This window comes from Rhodococcus sp. JS3073 (assembly GCF_026810085.1).
In the GTDB taxonomy this organism is placed as follows: Bacteria; Actinomycetota; Actinomycetes; order Mycobacteriales; family Mycobacteriaceae; genus Rhodococcus_F; species Rhodococcus_F wratislaviensis.
Window position 1 is genome coordinate 863,573 of the sequence record NZ_CP113951.1, and the last position, 17,691, is coordinate 881,263.

Below are 17,691 nucleotides of genomic sequence, written 5' to 3' on the forward strand. Positions count from 1 at the left end.
ACGTGACCAGGATAGCTCAGGCGACGAGACGCTCCGCCGCCTCGATGCCCGCGGCCGCCACCCCGACCGCACCCTGCAGCGGATCGACGATGTCGTGCGCTGCGAGATCGATCCGTTCGTCGCCTCGCGCGGCGCGCTCACACCGGGCCGCTAGATCGCGGCGGCACTCTCCCGGATACTCGATCGGCGCCAGCCTGACCTCCGCGATGACCCCCTTCTGGCGGATGATGCGCCGGATCGACTGACCGATCGTCTCCTCGCCCACGAAGCACGGCCCGGTCGTCAGCTCCCCGCCCCGGCCGGTGTACCGCAGCGAGATCGGCTGGACCGGGCATTCCGCGTCGATCGCCGCCTGGAACAGCGCGGGCCGGAACCCGCCGTACGCCCGTCCGCACCACGTGGTGCCCTCCGGGAACGCCACGACTCGTTCGCCGGCGCGCAGCCTGCCCGCCGTCGTCGCCACCGTGGCCGGGAGCGCCCGCAGGCTCTGCCGCTCGATCGGGACGACCCTCATCCGCCGCGCGAGCGATCCCAGAACCGGCCAGTCGAGTAGATCCCCGCGGGCGACGAAGTTCGCCGGGGCGAGTGCGCTGAGCACCAGTACGTCGGTCCACGACACGTGGCCGGCCACCGCCAGTATCCCGCCGGTATGGCGGCGCTTTCCGCGATGATCGACGACGACGAGGCGGATTCCCACGCAGCGCAACAGGATCGCCGCGTACCGCCGCTGCAGACCGGTCCGCCACGACCGGGGCAGCAACCATCCCGCGGTCAGGAGCGGCGCCGTCGCCAGGGCCGACACCACGAGACACCACCGAACGACCACGGTCGGGATCGACACTCCGTTCGCCTCCGCAGGCAGACACCCCGCGCCGCACGGACTCGACGGCATCCACGAGTGCACGGTCACCCCGGTCGACTCGGACACGGCCGTGCTCATGCCTGTGCCCCCGCCTCGAGAGTGGCCGACGCCGACCGCAGGCGTTCGAGGTACCGCTCGTTGGCGCCGTGCAGTCCCTGCAGGGCGACGAAATCGGCGACACCGAACTCCGGATCGTGCGCGGGCTCACCGCACACCTTGGCGCCGAGGCGCAGGTAGCCCCGGAGCAGCGGCGGCAGGGTCGGCCGGGCGGGCGGATCGATCTCGTCGAGCGACCGCCCGTCGACGAACACCGGGTTCCTGGGCACGGCCCGTGAGTCCGGGTCGTTGCCGTACTTGCGGAGCAGCAGGTCTCGCACCCCGCGGACGTTGGAACCGGCCACGGCATCCGGATGCTCCCGCATCGGCACGGAGACACACCCCATGACCCACTCGTATCCAGTGAGCTGCAGGTAGTGGAGGATCCCGGCCCACATCAGGCTCAGGACCGAACCGGAGCGGTGGTCGGGGTCGACGCACGCCCGGCCCATCTCGACGATGCGGTTGCCGACGGGGTCCAGAGCGGAGATGTCGAATTCGGTGGCGGTGTAGTAGCCACCGGCCTGGGCTGCGGCGTCGGGCGGGAGCATGCGGTAGCACCCGACGAACTCGCCGGTCGCCTCGTGGCGGACGAGGAGGTGGTCACAGAAGTCGTCGAACCGGTCGGCGTCGAGGGCGTCCGCATGCGCGGGGACGGAGAATCCGGGCTCGGAGGCGAACACGCGGTAGCGCAGCCGCTGGGCGGCCACGCGGTGTTCGCGGTCGGACGAGACGACCAGGGAGTATCGGGGTGCGGTTACAACAGAATCGGCGGTCTCACTCGGTGCGCGGAGAACTGACGAAGTTGTCATGGCGCAGGTTTACCGAGCAGGGGCGGCGTGAGGGCATCGCCTGGGTGTCGTGTCGATGCAGCCCGGATGAACGACGGAAGATACGACGGCGGCCCCGCTCCCGGGAAGGGAACGGGGCCGCCGTCGGTCGAGAATCAGCCCTTGTGAGCCTTGACAGCCTCGGTGAGCTGCGGAGCGACGTTGAACAGGTCGCCGACGATGCCGTAGTCCGCGATCTCGAAGATCGGGGCTTCCTCGTCCTTGTTCACGGCGACGATGGTCTTCGACGTCTGCATACCGGCGCGGTGCTGGATGGCACCGGAGATGCCGAGCGCGATGTACAGCTGCGGGGAGACCGTCTTACCGGTCTGGCCGACCTGGAACTGGCCCGGGTAGTAGCCCGAGTCGACCGCGGCACGCGAGGCGCCGACGGCGGCACCGAGCGAGTCGGCGAGTTCCTCGACGACGGAGAACTTGTCGGCGCTGCCGACACCACGGCCACCGGAGACGACGACGGTCGCCTCGGTGAGCTCGGGACGGTCGCCACCGACGATCGGATCACGCGAGGTGATCTTGACGGCGCCCTCGTCCTGGGCCGGAACCTCGACGGAAACCTTCTCGCCTGCGCCGGCTTCGGGCTTCGCCTCGATGGCACCCGGGCGGACCGAGATGACCGGGACGTCGCCGTTGGCCTTGGCGTCGACGGTGAACGCGCCACCGAAGATGGAGTGCACGGCGCTGCCGTCGGACTTGACGTCGACGACGTCGACGAGCAGGCCGGAGCCGATGCGGGCAGCAAGACGTCCGGAGACCTCCTTGCCCTCGACGCTGGCGGCGGTGATGACCGCGGCCGGCGCAGCCGACTCGACGAGCGACGCGAGCACGTCGACCTTCGGGGTGACCAGGTAGCCGTCGATGTCGTCCGACTCGGCGACGTAGATCTTGGCCGCGCCTGCGGCGGCGAGGCCCTCGGCCAGCTTGTCGGCGGTACCGGCGGGACCGGTGACCACTGCGGCCGGCTCACCGAGCGCGCGAGCGGCGGTGATGAGTTCGGTGCTGACCTTCTTCAGCGCACCCTCTGCGTGCTCGACGAGCACCAGTACTTCTGCCATGTCTAACTCTCCCTGTATGTGTCTGCTGGTCCGTAGAGGGGCGCGATCAGATGATCTTCTGGCCCACGAGGTAGGCAGCGATCTTGCTGCCGCCGTCGCCCTCGTCGACGATGCGCTCACCAGCGGTACGCGGGGGCTTGGGGGTGGAGGCGGTGACGGTGGTGCCCGCGTTGGCGACACCGACGGTCTCCGGGTCGACACCGAGGTCGGCCAACGTGTAGACGATGACTTCCTTCTTCTTCGCGGCCATGATGCCCTTGAAGGAGGGGAAGCGGGGCTCGTTGATCTTCTCGGTGACGCTGACGATGGCCGGCAGGCTCGCCTCGAGGCCGAAGACGCCCTCGTCGGTCTCGCGCTCGCCGGTGACGGTGCCGTCGGCGACCGTGAGCTTGCGCAGCTGCGTGAGCTGCGGGATGCCCAGGTACTCGGCGATGATGGCCGGGACGGCGCCGACGCGGCCGTCGGTGGCCTCGTTACCGGCGATGATCAGGTCGGCAGGCTCTTCGTTCTCGAACGTGATCTGTCCGAGTGCCGCGGCCAGGGTCCACGCGGTCTGCACCGCGTCGGAGCCGTGGAGGGCCGGGTCGTTGATGTGCACTGCCTTGTCGGCACCCATGGACAGGGCCTTGCGGATGGCGTCGGTGGCACGGTCCGGACCTGCGGAGAGGACGGTCACCTCGCCGCCCTGAGCCTCCTTGATCAGGAGCGCTTCTTCGACGGCGCGCTCGTTGATCTCGTCGAGCACTGCATCGGCGGCCTCGCGGTCAAGCGTGTAGTCACCGTCGGTCAGCTTGCGCTCGGACCACGTGTCGGGGACCTGCTTGATCAAAACAACGATGTTCGTCATGGGTCTTCGTCGACCTCCTGTGTGTTCTTGCGTGGTTATCGTGAGTTGCTCCGCGTGGGCCGAGCTCTCGTTGTCGATATTTCGTCGCACGATGGCTCTGCGACAGATTACCCCACGTTAAGTTACCGGTCGGTAACTTGCGTGAAAGTCTCGTTCACCATAACGGCCGAAAGCGCATTTCATCCCTGTGATGTAGACCACCTGGACGAGCGACCTTGCCGGTGGCACTAACCTCGCAGCGGTGAGCGAATCATTTGTCGGCGACCGCGAGGACGCACCGCTGCCCCCGCACGGTCACGAGCAATTGCCATCGACCGGAGACGAGCAACTACCCCTCACGGGCGAGCGGACCGTGCCCGGGATCCCCGAGGAGAACTACTGGTTCCGGCGTCACGAGGTGGTCTACCGCGACCTCCTCCCCCGCTGCGCGGAACGCCGGGTACTCGAGGCCGGATCCGGAGAAGGCTACGGCGCCAACATGATTGCCGATGTGGCACAGAGCGTCACCGGACTCGACTACGACATCTCGGCAGTCGAACACGTGCGTGCGCGATACCCCCGCGTCGAGATGCTGCACGGCAACCTCGCGGAGCTTCCCCTCGACGACGAATCCGTCGACACCGTGGTCAATTTCCAGGTGATCGAACACCTGTGGGACCAGGCCCAATTCCTGCGCGAGTGCTTCCGGGTGCTGACGCCCGGAGGGGAACTGCTGGTCAGCACCCCCAACCGCATCACGTTCTCGCCGGGCCGCGACACGCCGCTCAATCCGTTCCACACCCGCGAACTCGACGCGGCCGAGCTGACCGAACTCCTCGAGGAGGCCGGGTTCACGGTCGCCCTCATGACCGGCGTCCATCACGGCGATCGGCTGAAGTCCCTCGACGCGAAGCACGGCGGCTCCTTCATCGGCGCGCAGATCGACCGCGCACTCGCCGGTGAACCCTGGCCCGACGAACTGACCCGCGACGTCGAGGGCATCACCGTCGACGATTTCGCCCTGCACGAGGGCGACATCGACGACAGCCTCGACCTGGTGGCCGTCGCGGTGAAAGATCCTGTTCGGTGACCGAAACCGACAACCGCACCGGAGCGGGCGACGCGACGGAACCGGGCATGTTCTGCCTGGTCCTGCACTCCCACCTGCCCTGGCTCGCCAACCACGGCCGGTGGCCGGTGGGCGAGGAGTGGCTGTACCAGTCGTGGGCGGCGTCGTACCTCCCCCTCACCGCGATGCTGCGGCGACTGTCCGACGAGGGTCGCGCGCATCTGCTGACCCTCGGTATCACCCCCGTTCTCGCAGCTCAGCTCGATGATCCGCACTGTCTGGCGGGAATGCACCACTGGCTCGGGAACTGGCAGATCCGCGCGCACGAGGCGGCAGGCATGCCCGACGACGCGCACCGCGATCTCGGTGCCCGCGAGCACCGCGCGTCCGCTGCCGCACTCGCCGACTTCGAGCTGCGCTGGCGGCACGGCGGCTCACCCGTCCTGCGCGACCTTCTCGACCGCGAAGCGTTCGAACTGCTCGGCGGCCCGCTGGCCCACCCGTTCCAGCCGCTGCTCGATCCGCGGTTGCGCGCCTACTCCCTCCGCGAGGGACTCGCCGACGCGGCCGCTCGGTGGAACTGCACCCCGACAGGTATCTGGGGGCCCGAATGCGGGTACACCCCCGGCATGGAGACCGGATACGCCGAGGCGGGCGTCACTCATTTCATGGTCGACGGTCCCGCCCTGCGCGGCGACACGTCGCTCGGCAGGCCGGTCCGTGAGTCCGATGTGGTCGCGTTCGGCCGAGACCTGCAGGTGAGCTACCGGGTGTGGTCCCCGAAGTCGGGCTATCCCGGGCACGGCGCCTACCGCGACTTCCACACGTACGACCACGACACGGGCCTCAAACCGGCCCGGGTCACCGGCCGCACGGTCGACTCGGCCGACAAGGCGCCGTACGACCCCGCGCTCGCGTCGGCGGCGGTCGATCGGCACGTGGCCGACTTCGTCGCCACCGTCCGCAAGCGGCTGCGCGGCGAGTCCGAGCGCATCGGACGGCCGGCGCTCGTCGTCGCCGCGTTCGACACGGAACTGTTCGGGCATTGGTGGCACGAGGGCCCCGAATGGCTCGAGAAGGTGCTGCGGGCGCTGCCCGAGGCCGGAATCCGGGTCGGCACCCTCGACGACGCCCGCAGGCAGGGCTATGTGGGCGAGCCCGTCCAGCTCGAGAACTCGTCGTGGGGATCCGGCAAGGATTGGCGGGTATGGGCCGACGATCAGGTGTCGGACCTGGTGCAACTCAACTCCGAGGTGGTCGCGACCGCCCTCGACACCGTCGACAAGACCCACGACGCCGATACCGCCCCCGGACGTCCCGCGCTCCGGAACCGCGTGAACGATCAGATACTGCGGGAGGCACTCATGACGGTGTCGAGCGACTGGGCGTTCATGGTCAGCAAGGATTCGGCGGCCGGGTATGCCCGCGACCGGGCACACAAGCACGCGCACGCCACCCGCGAGATCGCCGCCGCGGTCTCGGCGGGCAAGGAGGTGGCCGCGAACCGACTCGCAGAGGGATGGAACCGCGCCGACGGCCTGTTCCCCGGGCTCGACGCGCGCCGTCTGCCCGGCAGGGACCAGCGGCTGACGGGCACCGAGGGAGGAGCGTCGTGAAGATCCTGATCGTGTCGTGGGAGTACCCACCCGTCGTCGTCGGCGGTCTCGGTCGCCACGTCCACCACCTGGCCACCGAACTCGCGGCGGCCGGACACGAAGTGGTGGTGCTGTCGCGGCGGCCGTCGGGCACCGACGCCGCCACCCATCCCACCGTCACGCACATCGAGGACGGCGTCCTGGTGGTCGCCGTCGCCGAGGACCCCGCGCACTTCGTCTTCGGCGAGGACATGCTGGCGTGGACACTCGCGATGGGGCACGCGATGGTGCGCGCCGGCGTCGCCCTGCACAAACCGGGTGTCGGGGAGGGCTGGCAGCCGGACGTGGTGCACGCACACGACTGGCTCGTGGCCCACCCCGCGATCGCGTTGGCCGAATTCTACGACGTCCCTTTGGTTTCCACGCTCCACGCCACCGAGGCCGGACGGCACAGCGGCTGGGTGTCCGGCCGGATCAACCGGCAGGTGCATTCGGTGGAATGGTGGCTGGCCAACGAATCCGACGCTCTCATCACCTGTTCCGCATCGATGCAGGAGGAAGTGACCACACTCTACGGCCCGCAGCTCCCGCCGATCACGGTGATCCGCAACGGAATCGACGTCACCACCTGGAGCTTCCGCGAGCGCGCGCCACGGTCCGGTCCGCCGAAACTGCTGTTCGTCGGCCGCCTCGAATACGAGAAGGGTGTGCAGGACGCCATCGCCGCGCTCCCCCGCATCCGCCGCAGCCACCCCGGGACGACCCTGTCGATCGCCGGCGAGGGCACCCAGTTCACCTGGCTCTACCAGCAGGCCCGCACCCATCGCGTCGCCCGCGCCGTGAACTTCCTCGGCAACCTCGACCACATCGAACTGCTCGGGTGGCTGCACGGCGCCGACGCCATCGTCCTGCCCAGCCGGTACGAGCCGTTCGGCATCATCGCCCTCGAGGCCGCCGCCTCCGGAACCCCGCTCGTGGCGTCCACCGCCGGCGGCCTCGGTGAAGCGGTCGTCGACGGGGAGACCGGCGTGTCGTTCCACCCCGGCGACGTCACCGGGCTCACGTCCGCGGTCCGGGAGGTCCTCGACGATCCCGCCGGGGCGCAGCAGCGCGCGGTGGCCGCGCGCGACCGCCTCACCGCCGATTTCGACTGGCACACGGTGGCCGAGGACACCGTCCACGTCTACGCGGGCGCCAAGCGTCGCGTGCGGCACCCGTTGGCGAGACCGGAGATTCCCGAGCGTCCGCTGCCCGGCCGCTGACGTGGCGCTCAGTCCGTGCGCACCCGCCGGATCCGGATCGGGCCCCGCGCCGACCCCGGATCCACCACGGCGCCCTTCTGGGTGACCTCGACTTCCCCTGCGTCGGCCAGACGCCGGGCGGCCTCCCGCACCGGTTCCATGAGGGGCCGCCAGTCGTCCGGTGCCACGGCGCGCGCGACATCCGACGGGCAGATGCTCGCACTGTCGGCCCGGGCGTCGAGGAGCGCCCGGATGCGCTCCTCGAGTTCGCTGTCCGACACGGTCATGATGCCGACTATGCCACCGCGCCGGTCAGTTCTCCTGCGCCGCCTTCTTCCGGGCGATGTCTTCGAGGGCCGCGATGTACTTCGCGCGTTCGGACGCGCCCGCCTCCCACTCGGCCTTGCGGTTCTTCACGGGCTTGGCGGGCGAACCGACGGCGATGCTGAAGTCCGGGATGTCACCCTTCACGACGGCATGCGCGCCGAGGACACAGCCCCGCCCCACCCGCGTGTTGCGGAGAACCGTGACCTTGGCCGCCACCCACGTGTCGGGTCCGATCCGGACCGGGCCCTTCACGATGCCCTGATCCTTGATCGGGACGTTCACGTCGTCCATACGGTGGTCGAAGTCGGTGATGTAGCACCAGTCGGCCACGAGCGTCGACGCGCCGATCTCGATGTCGAGGTACGTGTTGACGACGTTGTCCTTGCCGAAGACCACCTTGTCGCCGATGCGCAGCGAACCCTCGTGGCAGCGAATCGCGTTGCCGTCACCGATGTGGACCCAGCGGCCGATCTCGAGCCGCGACAGGTCGGGGGTCGAATGGATCTCCACCCGCTTGCCGAGGAACACCATGCCGCGCAGGATCACGTGCGGGTTGGCCAGCTTGAACTTCGCGAGCCTGTAGTACCGCACGAGGTACCACGGCGTGTACGCCTTGTTCGCCAGCACCCATCGCAGCGAGTCGCGTGTCACGAAGCGGGCCTGCTCGCTGTCGCTCCGCCGGGATCCTCGCCACCTCGTACGCAACGGTGCGCCCCACATGCTCGTCATAGCCTGTCAGCCTACGTTCACGGCTCGCGCCCCCGTTCGGGTGTGTCCGGACTCCGACACCGGCATCGGGGTGTGCCGATCGGCGCAGCCTCGGCGGGATAGTCTCTGGGCCGAGCGTTATCGAAGACGAGGAGATGTAATGCGGCGGGTCCTACGTTCGTCAGTACTGGCGCTGGCGACGATCTCGGCTGTCGTCCTCAGCGGCTGCAGCAGCGGAACGCAGGTCGACGACATCTTCTCCGCGGGCGGGTGGCCCGGCATGCACGCGGACTCCCGCAACAGCGACACCAGCCCCGTCACCGGTTCCCGTGACATCTCCTTCGCCTGGTCTCGCCCGCTCGGCGGTCCGGTCGCGAATTACGCGTCGGTGGCCGCCAGCGGCCAGATCTTCATCACGGCCCGCACCGAGAAGGGCTGCAACCTCTTCTCCTACCAGATGGACAGCGGCCGCAAACGCTGGTGCCGCCAGCTCGCGCCGGGTGTCGTGGCGTCCACGCCGATCGTCGACGGCGCCGCCAACGTGTACGTGGGCGAGAACGGCGCCATCAACTCGTTCAACGAGTACGGCCAGCTGCGTTGGCGCACACCGGTGGTCGGGACGCCGCTGTCGGCGCAGTTCACCGGCGACGGCAACCTCCTCTTCATCACCCAGCTCGGCCAGATCAACGTCGTGAACACGCAGACCGGTCAGAAGGTCGTGGCACCGTACGATCTCGTCCCGCCGCCGTCCGTCGCCGAGGGCGCGAACGTCGACATCCTGCCCGACGACAAGGGCCTCAACGGCTGCTTCTTCGGCTCCCCCGACTGCCCGGTCGCCAATATGCCGGCCATAAACCTCGAGTCCGGCAAGTTCTATTTCACGTTCTTCGCGCCCGGCGCTCCCGAGGCGGAACTCGTCGCGATGAAGTACTCCGGCGGCGACAACCCCGCGATCACCCAGGAATGGTCCAGCGACACTCTGCCGGGCGGCAGCGCGTCCAGCCCCGATCTGTCGGCCGACGGCTCCGTCGTCTACGCGAACGACAACTGGGGCACGTTGTGGGCGATCGATTCTGCGACCGGCGATCCGAAGTGGAGCTACGACATCGGGTACGCCGCCGCCGGCAGCCCGTCCACGTCCGCGGACGGTCTGATCATCCCCGCGGGCGGACTCGACGGCCACCTGCTGGCGTTGCAGGACAAGGGCGATCACGCCGAACTGGTCTGGGAGCGGAAGGATCTGCTGCAGCTGGGCGTCCCGGCACAGACGGCCGGGTCGACCGGTTACGCAGTGGTCCGCGAGGGTACGGACGGACTGGCGATGCTGACGTTCGACACCGGAACCGGTGAAACCCTCGACCAGGACACCCTGCCCGGGGCCAAGGGGTTCACGGTCGGCACCTCCATCGGGCCGAAGGGTGAAGTCCTCACCCCGACACTGCTCGGGGAGCTGTTCGTCCTCCGCTGACCCGTGAGTACTTGTCAACGTCCGGCGGTTGAGAAGTACTCACGGGCGCGAAGCGCAGATGAAGGCGACGCCCGCTCGGCCGATCCGTGTGATCACCACACTGAGCGAACGACTTCCGCGCAACTTCAACTTGGGACGCAGGACCGCGGGATCGACGTCGACGCCGCGCACGAGGATTTCCGCCACCCCGCAGTCGTGCCGCGCCAGGTCCTGCCGCAGCGACTTCTCCGAAAACTTCACCTGTTCGAGAATCCGGAAGCCCCGCACGCCGTCGGGAACCGAATCGCCGGTGAGATAGGCGATCCGGGGATCCAGCTGCCACAGGCCGTGCCGGGCGGCGTAGTGCCGCACCAGGCCCGCACGCACGACGGCGCCGTCGGGGTCGATGATCCATTGCCCCGGTGCGCGTTCGGGGATGTCGTCGTCCTCGGCGTCCGTCACCGTCCACGCGGTGCCGTCGGAGCCGAGCACGCTCGCCCGCCGGGTGACACCGGCACCGGACAGTCCCGGCGACCACAGACACGCCTCGCGCACGCCGCCGTCGAGGGACACCACCTCCACTTCGCCGTCCCAGCCGAGCCGGTCGAAATCGAGTCCCGGGGCGCACTTCACTGCAAGATCGCGTCCGCGGTACGCGTCGATCAGATCGGGCAGCGGCGGTTCCAGCGCAGCGGGATCGTGCGTGCGCCTGCCGCCGGACCGTCGCGCCGGATCCGCGAGGACGACGGTGCCGCGAGTGCACGGGACCAGCGCGTCGGCGCGGAGAACGGCCGCCCCGGGAACGTTGTGCTGCGCCATCAGGAGCCGGACCGGGTCGAGGTCGCTGCCGATCACGGTCGCGGCCGTCCCGACCACCGCGTCCAGTTCGGCACCGATGGAGCACGTGACGTCGTGGACGTCCCGGTCCTTCAGCCGCAGCGCACGGTGCGCGGCGACCACCCGCGGCGTCGCCTGTTGCAGAGCATCGTCCGTGAAGAACCAGGTGTCGGTGCCGGGAAGTTTGGCGGCAGCCTTCCGCCGCAACAGCACGGTCTCCACCAGTAACGCCCCGTGTGAGCCGAAACGCGTACGCGCCCGGCCGATGTCGGCCAGGCGCGTAGACGTGGTCAGTGCGAGGCCGTCCACTTCCGCGAGAGCGGCCGCCCCGTCCGGGCTCTGCAGGAACTCCACGTCCCCGGGAGTGAACGCATAGCCCAATTCAGTTGCCGGGCTTCACGCCGGTGATCATGACGTTGTAGAAGAACCCCCGCGGCACCACGTGCCGGAGAACCTTCTCGTCGACCCAGCTGAGCGTCTTCCATCCGGTGAACGCGAAACGTCCCCAGCCCCAGCCCAGCTTCTCCGGCGGCACAGCGGCCTCGAACGTGCGGACGGGCCACCCGAGCAGAGCGGCGGCGAATTCCTCGGTGGCCGCGTGAACCTGCTCGGCGCCTGCCGACTTCGCGATCTTCTCGAGGTCGCTCGGATCGAACGTGTGGAGGTCGACGACGGCCTCGAGCGCGGCCGCGCGCGAGGACTCGTCCAGTTCCGCCTGCGGTCGACGCCAGTCGGCGAGGAACGGCAACTTGGTGACCCGGGTGGTGACCTCCCACGTCGCGCGACCCAGCCAGCGGGCGTAGAAGTTGCCGATCGTGGTCGGCTCACCGGCGAACACGAAACGCCCGCCCGGCTTCAGGACGCGCAGAACCTCGCGCAGCGACTGCTCCACATCCGGGATGTGATGCAGGACCGCGTGTCCCACGACGAGGTCGAACGTGTCGTCCTCGTACGGGATGGTTTCGGCGTCGGCGACGCGGCCGTCGACGGACAATCCCAGGCCCTCGGCGTTGCGGAGGGCGACCTTCACCATGCCGGGCGACAGGTCGGTGACCGAACCGGTCTTCGCGACTCCACCCTGCATCAGGTTGAGGAGGAAGAATCCGGTGCCGCAGCCCAGTTCGAGCGCCCGCTCGTAGGGAAGCGGCTGATCGCCCGCGACGGCGTCGAAACGTCCGCGCGCGTAGTCGATGCACCGCTCGTCGTACGAGATCGACCACTTCTCGTCGTACGTCTCGGCTTCCCAGTCGTGGTACAGCACCTGGGCGAGTTTGGTGTCCTTCAGCGCAGCCTCTACCTCTTCGGCGGTGGCGTGCGGATGAGGAGCTGGGTCGTCATGGGCGCTTGCAGTCATGCGGCAAATCCTACTCGCTGGTAAGAGTGAACAGGTTCTAGTTTCGGGCTCCAGACTACTCGCCCGTGAACTGAGCCTTACCTGGGCCGTTCTCGATGAACGATTCCATCCCGATCGTGCGGTCCCGGGTGGCGAACAACGAGGTGAACAGCTGACGCTCCACCGCGAGCCCCGTACCCAGGTCGACGTCCAGCCCACGGTCCACGGCGGCCTTCGCCGCAGCCAGGGCGCGGCCCGCACCCTTCGTGAACTGCGACGCCCACGTGCGGGCCGCCTCGTACACGTCGTCCGGCGCCACGACCTCGTCGACCAGACCGATCGCGAGAGCCTCCTCGGCGTCGACGAACCGGCCGGTGAACAGCAGATCCTTGGCCTTGGACGGTCCGATCAGCCGGGCCAGACGCTGGGTGCCGCCGCCGCCGGGAATGACGCCGAGAAGGATCTCCGGCACGCCGAGCTTGGCGTTGTCGCCCGCGATGCGCCGGTCCGCCGACAGCGCCACCTCCAGGCCGCCGCCGAGCGCGTACCCCGTGATGGCGGCGACGGTGGGCTTCGGGATCTCGGAAACCGCCGCGAGGTCGGACTGCAGGTCGCCGATCACGTCGGACATCTGCCCGAAGTCCATCTCGGACATTTCCTTCACGTCCGCGCCCGCGGCGAAGACCTTCTCGCCGCCGTAGACGATGACGGCCTTCACGTCGGCGTTGACGGTCGCCTCCCGCGCCGCCGCCCGCAACTCCTGCTGAACCTGACGGTTCAGGGCATTCATCGGGGGGCGCGCGAGCCGGATCGTGCCGATGCCTTCGGATACCTCGAGAGTGACAAACTCAGCCATGAGGCAAAAGGCTACTTGTCTGCCTCCGACGCGGTTTCGCGGCCCGCCGCATCGCGATCAGTCGCGGGACGCCCACGGATGCGGACCGGCTTCGTAGTAGCCGTCCTGTCCCGGGAACTCCACGCGGAGCTGCTCCTCGCCCGTGATCAGCGTCGGCAGGATCACCGGGATCTCCGGCTCCGCGGCCAGCACCTCCGCGACCGAACCGAACGCGCTGAGCGCCGTGAGCTGACTCCACGTCGGCGGCAGCAGGATGCTTCCGCCGCCCTGCCAGTGCGCGAGTGCCGCGGCAGGACTCTGCCACTGCACGTCCTCGGCCTCGGACGTCGCCCCGTCCGCGATCTGGCCGTGTGGTGCGGCGGCGACGAAGAACCGCGTGTCGTAGCGGCGGCCCTCGCCGACCGGAGTGATCCAGTTCGCCCAGGGCCGCAGCAGGTCGGCCCGCAGGACGAGGTTCTCGCGCTTCAGGAAGTCGCTGAACGACAGTTCGCGCTTCTCGAGCTGTGTGCGGGACTGCGCGTACCGGGATGTGTCCGCCACGACCGTGTCCGCGCTCGGTCCCGCGAGAAGCACGCCGCATTCCTCGAACGTCTCGCGCACCGCCGCGCACACGAGGGCCTTCGCGCGCGCCGGGTCGGTCGAGAACCGCGAGGCCCACCAGTCGACGGACGGTCCCGCCCAGTCGACCTCGGCGTCGGCGTCCGACGGGTCGACCCCGCCGCCGGGGAACACGGTCATGCCGCCGGCGAACGCCATCCCCTTCACCCGGCGGAGGAGGAACACCTCGATTCCGGGCGCCGCGACGTCTGCCGCGGCGTCACGGATGAGGATGACGGTGGACGCGTCCTTGGGTGCCACGTCGGTACTGTCGCGGGGCGCCTGCTCTTGCTTCGAGACCATGTCTCGGAACCTACGCCGCCGGGTGACGCGGGTCGCAGTCGGTCCCCCCGTGTGACCGCCGGTGCTCAGCCCCGCCGGTGCGCGCCGGGGACGCGGGTCCGCCGCGCGAAGAACCGGCCGTCGACCTTGTCCAGGCTGATCGACTGGCTGAACGCCTCGCTGAGGTTCTCGGCCGTGATGACCTGATCCAGGAGCCCCTGCGAGACCACCTCCCCCTCCTTGAGGAGCAGTGCATGAGTGAACCCCGGCGGGATCTCCTCGACGTGGTGGGTGATGAGGACCGTCGCGGGTGCGTCGGGGTCGGCGGCGAGGTCGGTGAGGCGCGCGACGAGTTCCTCGCGCCCACCGAGGTCGAGACCGGCGGCGGGCTCGTCGAGCAGCAGCAGTTCCGGGTCGGTCATCAGCGCACGGGCGATGAGGACGCGTTTGCGCTCACCCTCGGACAGCGTGCCGTACGTGCGCTTCGCGAGGTGCTCGGCGCCCAGGCTCTCGAGCATCTCGACGGCACGGTCGGTGTCCATGTCGTCGTAGCGCTCACGCCAGCGCCCGAGTACCGCGTAGCCGGCGGAGACGACGAGATCGGTCACGACCTCCTCGGACGGCACCCGGTTGGCGAGCGCCGAGGAGGACAGTCCGATCCGCGGTCGAAGTTCGTTGATGTCGACCCGGCCGAGTCTTTCGCCGAGAAGGTAGGCACTTCCGCTCGTGGGATGCAGTTCGGCGGCCGCGATCCGGAGCAACGACGTCTTCCCTGCCCCGTTCGGCCCGAGGACGACCCATCGTTCGTCGAGTTCCACCTTCCAGGTGACCGGGCCCACCAGAGTGTTGCCCCCGCGGCGGAGGAGAACGTCGTCGAATTCGATGAGGAGATCGGGATCAGGTTCATGCACGCACCCATCTTCCCGCACATCTTCCGAGCATTCACGGCAGGATCAGTTGCGTGTCGCCTCACATCGATTCGCACCCCGGCGAGATCTCGTCGCTCCCGCCGAGTCTGCGGCTGCCCGGATCACCGTTTCCGCTGGGAGCGAAAGTGCGTGGCACCGGAACGCAGTTCGCGGTTCACGCTCCCGACGCCGAGCTGGTACAGGTGTGCCTGATTTCCGAGGACGGCGACGAGACGCGGATCGATCTGGTTCAGCGGACGTACGGTATCTGGCACGGCATCGTCGAGGGTGTCGGCGCGGGCAGGCGCTACGGCTACCGCGCGCACGGACGCTGGGACCCCGCTCGCGGCGTGCGCCTCAACCCCGCCAAGCTGCTTCTGGATCCGTGGGCGACCCGCATCACGGGAAAACTCGGCGACCACGACGCACTCGTCTCCCACGACGGCGACCCGTTCGGCGGCCCGTCACGCGTCGACAGCCTGGGCCACACACCGCTGTCGGTGGTCACGGCCGACCACGCCCGCACGAGCGGACCGCGGATCGAAAGGCCGTGGGAGGAAACCGTTGTCTACGAACTTCACGTGGGATCGTTCACCGCACGGCACCCCGATGTGCCGCCGCAGTACCGCGGAACGTACCTGGGTCTCGCCGAACCCGCCGTCGTCGGCCATCTCGTCCGTCTCGGGGTGACCGCGGTCGAACTTCTTCCCGTTCAGGCGTTCGTCTCCGAGGCCACCGTGCGTTCCCGGGGCATGCGCAATCACTGGGGATACTCCACGGCAGCGTTCTTCGCCCCCCACCCGGGCTATGCGGTGGTGCCCGGTGAGGAGATCACCGAGTTCCACACGATGGTCGACGCGCTGCACGCCGCGGGGATCGAGGTCATTCTCGACGTGGTGTACAACCACACCTGTGAACAGGGCGTCGACGGCATCAGCCTCAGCTGGCGCGGCCTCGACGCCCCCGGCTACTACCTCCTCGACTCCGACGGTCGCGACATCGATATCACCGGTTGCGGGAACACCGTCGACGCTCAGTCGCCCGTCGTCGTCCGGATGATCGGCGACAGCCTGCGCTACTGGGCGCACGAGATGGGGGTCGACGGCTTCCGGTTCGACCTCGCGTCCGCTCTCGGCCGGCCCGGTGGCGGCCGATTCGATTCCCGCGCTTCGATCTTCTCCGCGATCACGGCGGATCCCGTTCTCTCCCGGTGCAAACTGATCGCCGAACCGTGGGATGCCACGTCGGACGGATACCGGGTCGGGCACTTCGGCGTCCAGTGGTCGGAATGGAACGACAAGTACCGCAATACCGTTCGACGGTTCTGGAACGGCGGCACCGGGGTGCGCGATCTCGCCTCCCGGGTGGCGGGTTCCGAGGACGTGTTCGGAAACCGGCGGCCGTGGGCGTCCGTCAATTTCGTGACCGCCCACGACGGGTTCACCGCCGCGGACCTCGTGTCGTACGTCCGCAAACACAACGAGGCCAACGGCGAGGACAACCGGGACGGCGCCGATCACAACGACTCCGTCGACCACGGCGTCGAAGGCCCCACCGACGATCCGTCGATCATCGAGGCACGGTCCCGGCACGTCCGCGCACTCCTGGCCACGCTCGCACTGTCGACGGGCACGCCGATGTTCACGGCCGGCGACGAATTCGGTCACACACTGGGCGGCAACAACAACGCGTACTGCGTCCCCGAGGACACCCCGCGTGAAGACTCCTGGCCGCTCGACTGGAGCCGCGGGGACACGACTCTCACCGCCTTCGTCACGCGCGCCCTCGACCTCCGCCGCGCCTCCCCCGCCCTGCGCCAGCCGGAATTCTTCGAGGGCAGGCGCACACCCACCGGCCATCCCGACCTCGTGTGGTTCGGCGCCGACGGCGCGGAGATGGACGACCCCGCGTGGTACGACGACTCGAGGCGCACCCTCCAGGCGTGGATCGACGGATCCGACATCCGGTCCCACACCGAGGACGGGCACCAGCTCACCGACGACAGCTGGCTCCTCGTCTTCCACTCGGGCGGACCCACCGTGATCACCCTCGGCTGTCCCGAATGGTTCTACGGGACGGTGCTCGCCGAATTCGACTCGGCGTCCCCCGACGGCGCACCGCCGCCGGGCGGCCCGATCTCCGGAGACTCCACGATTGCACTGTCCGGTCCGACGCTGCTCGTCTTCCGTGCCGTCGGGTAAAGGCCGCCGAACCGCATCATCAGCTGGATGAGCGGGCCGATGCCCAGCGCGTAGACGACGGTGCCCACCCCGACGGTGCCGCCGAGCAACCAGCCGGTGGCCAGCACGGTCACCTCGATCGACGTGCGGATCACCCGCACCGACAGCCCGGTGCGCGCGACCAGACCGGTCATGAGACCGTCCCTCGGCCCGGGGCCCATCCCCGCACCGATGTACAGCACGGTGGCGAGCGCGTTGAGGACCACGCCACCGAGCATCACCACGATCCGCACGACCAGGGACTCGGCGGGTTCGAGGAACGCGAGCGACGTGTCCACCGACACGGCGATGACCACGACGTTGGCGATCGTGCCGAATCCCGGCTTCTGCCGGATCGGGATCCAGAGTGTGAGCACCACAACCCCGGTCAGTGCGGTCACCACACCGAAACTGAGTGGCGTGCGATCCGCGACCCCCTGGTGGAACACGTCCCACGGGTCGAGACCGAGGCCGGCGGTGACCATCATGGCCATCGAGAAACCGTACAGCCACAGTCCGGCGAACAGAGCGATCAGGCGTCGAGCGAGCATGACCGTCAGTGTTCCGGGGAAACCTGCCGCATCC

16 protein-coding genes and 1 pseudogene are annotated in these 17,691 nt (G+C 68.9%); 5 read left to right on the forward strand and 12 right to left on the reverse strand.

Translation table 11 applies throughout. The annotated features are described in order from the left end of the window. Positions 1–16 precede the first annotated feature (16 nt). The 4 genes from OYT95_RS04165 to OYT95_RS04180 all read right to left on the reverse strand — a co-directional run bounded on the left by OYT95_RS04165 (position 17) and on the right by OYT95_RS04180 (position 3,708). On the reverse strand, positions 17–940 hold the full coding sequence (locus OYT95_RS04165; protein WP_037245405.1) for a lysophospholipid acyltransferase family protein: 924 nt from the start codon (positions 938–940) through the stop codon (positions 17–19). Then, the gene (locus OYT95_RS04170; RefSeq protein WP_037245403.1) at positions 937–1,770 is read right to left on the reverse strand and encodes a GNAT family N-acetyltransferase; all 834 of its coding nucleotides are present in this window, start codon (positions 1,768–1,770) and stop codon (positions 937–939) included. The genes OYT95_RS04165 and OYT95_RS04170 overlap by 4 nt, the downstream gene beginning before the upstream one ends. A 134-nt stretch (positions 1,771–1,904) precedes the next feature. Beyond that, complete coding sequence (locus OYT95_RS04175; protein WP_005240335.1) at positions 1,905–2,861, reverse strand: electron transfer flavoprotein subunit alpha/FixB family protein; 957 nt, start codon at positions 2,859–2,861, stop codon at positions 1,905–1,907. Positions 2,862–2,907: 46 nt separating this feature from the next. Beyond that, positions 2,908–3,708 carry an electron transfer flavoprotein subunit beta/FixA family protein gene (locus OYT95_RS04180; protein WP_037245401.1) on the reverse strand — a complete coding sequence of 267 codons (801 nt, stop codon included), beginning with the start codon at positions 3,706–3,708 and terminating at the stop codon, positions 2,908–2,910. A 241-nt stretch (positions 3,709–3,949) separates the two neighbouring features. On the opposite strand from OYT95_RS04180, the gene OYT95_RS04185 reads away from it, so the two are divergent. Genes OYT95_RS04185 through OYT95_RS04195 form a run of 3 tightly spaced genes read left to right on the forward strand, consistent with a single transcriptional unit; the run spans position 3,950 to position 7,613 of the window. Then, positions 3,950–4,777, forward strand: coding sequence for a class I SAM-dependent methyltransferase (locus tag OYT95_RS04185; protein WP_037245398.1), 828 nt, complete (start codon positions 3,950–3,952; stop codon positions 4,775–4,777). Next, a complete protein-coding gene (locus tag OYT95_RS04190; RefSeq protein ID WP_037245395.1) occupies positions 4,774–6,372 on the forward strand; it encodes a 1,4-alpha-glucan branching protein domain-containing protein in 1,599 nt (532 codons plus the stop codon). The genes OYT95_RS04185 and OYT95_RS04190 overlap by 4 nt, the downstream gene beginning before the upstream one ends. Then, on the forward strand, positions 6,369–7,613 hold the full coding sequence (locus OYT95_RS04195; RefSeq protein WP_268790850.1) for a glycosyltransferase family 4 protein: 1,245 nt from the start codon (positions 6,369–6,371) through the stop codon (positions 7,611–7,613). The genes OYT95_RS04190 and OYT95_RS04195 overlap by 4 nt, the downstream gene beginning before the upstream one ends. Before the next feature lie 8 nt (positions 7,614–7,621). Here OYT95_RS04195 and OYT95_RS04200 read toward each other — a convergent pair whose 3' ends face one another. Then, on the reverse strand, positions 7,622–7,879 hold the full coding sequence (locus OYT95_RS04200; RefSeq protein WP_037245391.1) for a DUF3253 domain-containing protein: 258 nt from the start codon (positions 7,877–7,879) through the stop codon (positions 7,622–7,624). Positions 7,880–7,904: 25 nt separating this feature from the next. Further along, positions 7,905–8,648, reverse strand: coding sequence for an acyltransferase (locus tag OYT95_RS04205; protein WP_268790851.1), 744 nt, complete (start codon positions 8,646–8,648; stop codon positions 7,905–7,907). Between the two features lie 139 nt (positions 8,649–8,787). On the opposite strand from OYT95_RS04205, the gene OYT95_RS04210 reads away from it, so the two are divergent. Continuing rightward, positions 8,788–10,095 (forward strand): outer membrane protein assembly factor BamB family protein, encoded by a 1,308-nt coding sequence (locus OYT95_RS04210; RefSeq protein WP_268790852.1) that lies wholly within the window; start codon positions 8,788–8,790, stop codon positions 10,093–10,095. 39 nt (positions 10,096–10,134) lie between these two features. On the opposite strand, the gene OYT95_RS04215 is transcribed toward OYT95_RS04210, so the two are convergent. The 5 genes from OYT95_RS04215 to OYT95_RS04235 form a co-directional block, all read right to left on the reverse strand. Next, positions 10,135–11,292, reverse strand: coding sequence for a THUMP-like domain-containing protein (locus tag OYT95_RS04215; RefSeq protein ID WP_268790853.1), 1,158 nt, complete (start codon positions 11,290–11,292; stop codon positions 10,135–10,137). Between the two features lies 1 nt (position 11,293). After that, the gene (locus OYT95_RS04220; protein ID WP_007296833.1) at positions 11,294–12,265 is read right to left on the reverse strand and encodes a class I SAM-dependent methyltransferase; all 972 of its coding nucleotides are present in this window, start codon (positions 12,263–12,265) and stop codon (positions 11,294–11,296) included. A gap of 55 nt (positions 12,266–12,320) precedes the next feature. Further along, positions 12,321–13,100 carry an enoyl-CoA hydratase/isomerase family protein gene (locus OYT95_RS04225; protein ID WP_037245385.1) on the reverse strand — a complete coding sequence of 260 codons (780 nt, stop codon included), beginning with the start codon at positions 13,098–13,100 and terminating at the stop codon, positions 12,321–12,323. Positions 13,101–13,157: 57 nt separating this feature from the next. Continuing rightward, positions 13,158–14,000, reverse strand: coding sequence for an NUDIX hydrolase (locus OYT95_RS04230; protein WP_112299414.1), 843 nt, complete (start codon positions 13,998–14,000; stop codon positions 13,158–13,160). 65 nt (positions 14,001–14,065) lie between these two features. Next, on the reverse strand, positions 14,066–14,890 hold the full coding sequence (locus OYT95_RS04235) for an ABC transporter ATP-binding protein (protein ID WP_052033815.1): 825 nt from the start codon (positions 14,888–14,890) through the stop codon (positions 14,066–14,068). 143 nt (positions 14,891–15,033) lie between these two features. Here OYT95_RS04235 and glgX point away from each other — a divergent pair. After that, positions 15,034–16,890 (forward strand): annotated as a pseudogene (gene glgX, locus OYT95_RS04240) (glycogen debranching protein GlgX); the annotation flags it as partial. Between the two features lie 65 nt (positions 16,891–16,955). Here the strand turns inward: glgX and yczE are convergent. Beyond that, positions 16,956–17,657, reverse strand: a complete 702-nt coding sequence (yczE, locus tag OYT95_RS44630) for a membrane protein YczE (protein ID WP_268790854.1) — start codon at positions 17,655–17,657, stop codon at positions 16,956–16,958. Positions 17,658–17,691 lie beyond the last annotated feature (34 nt).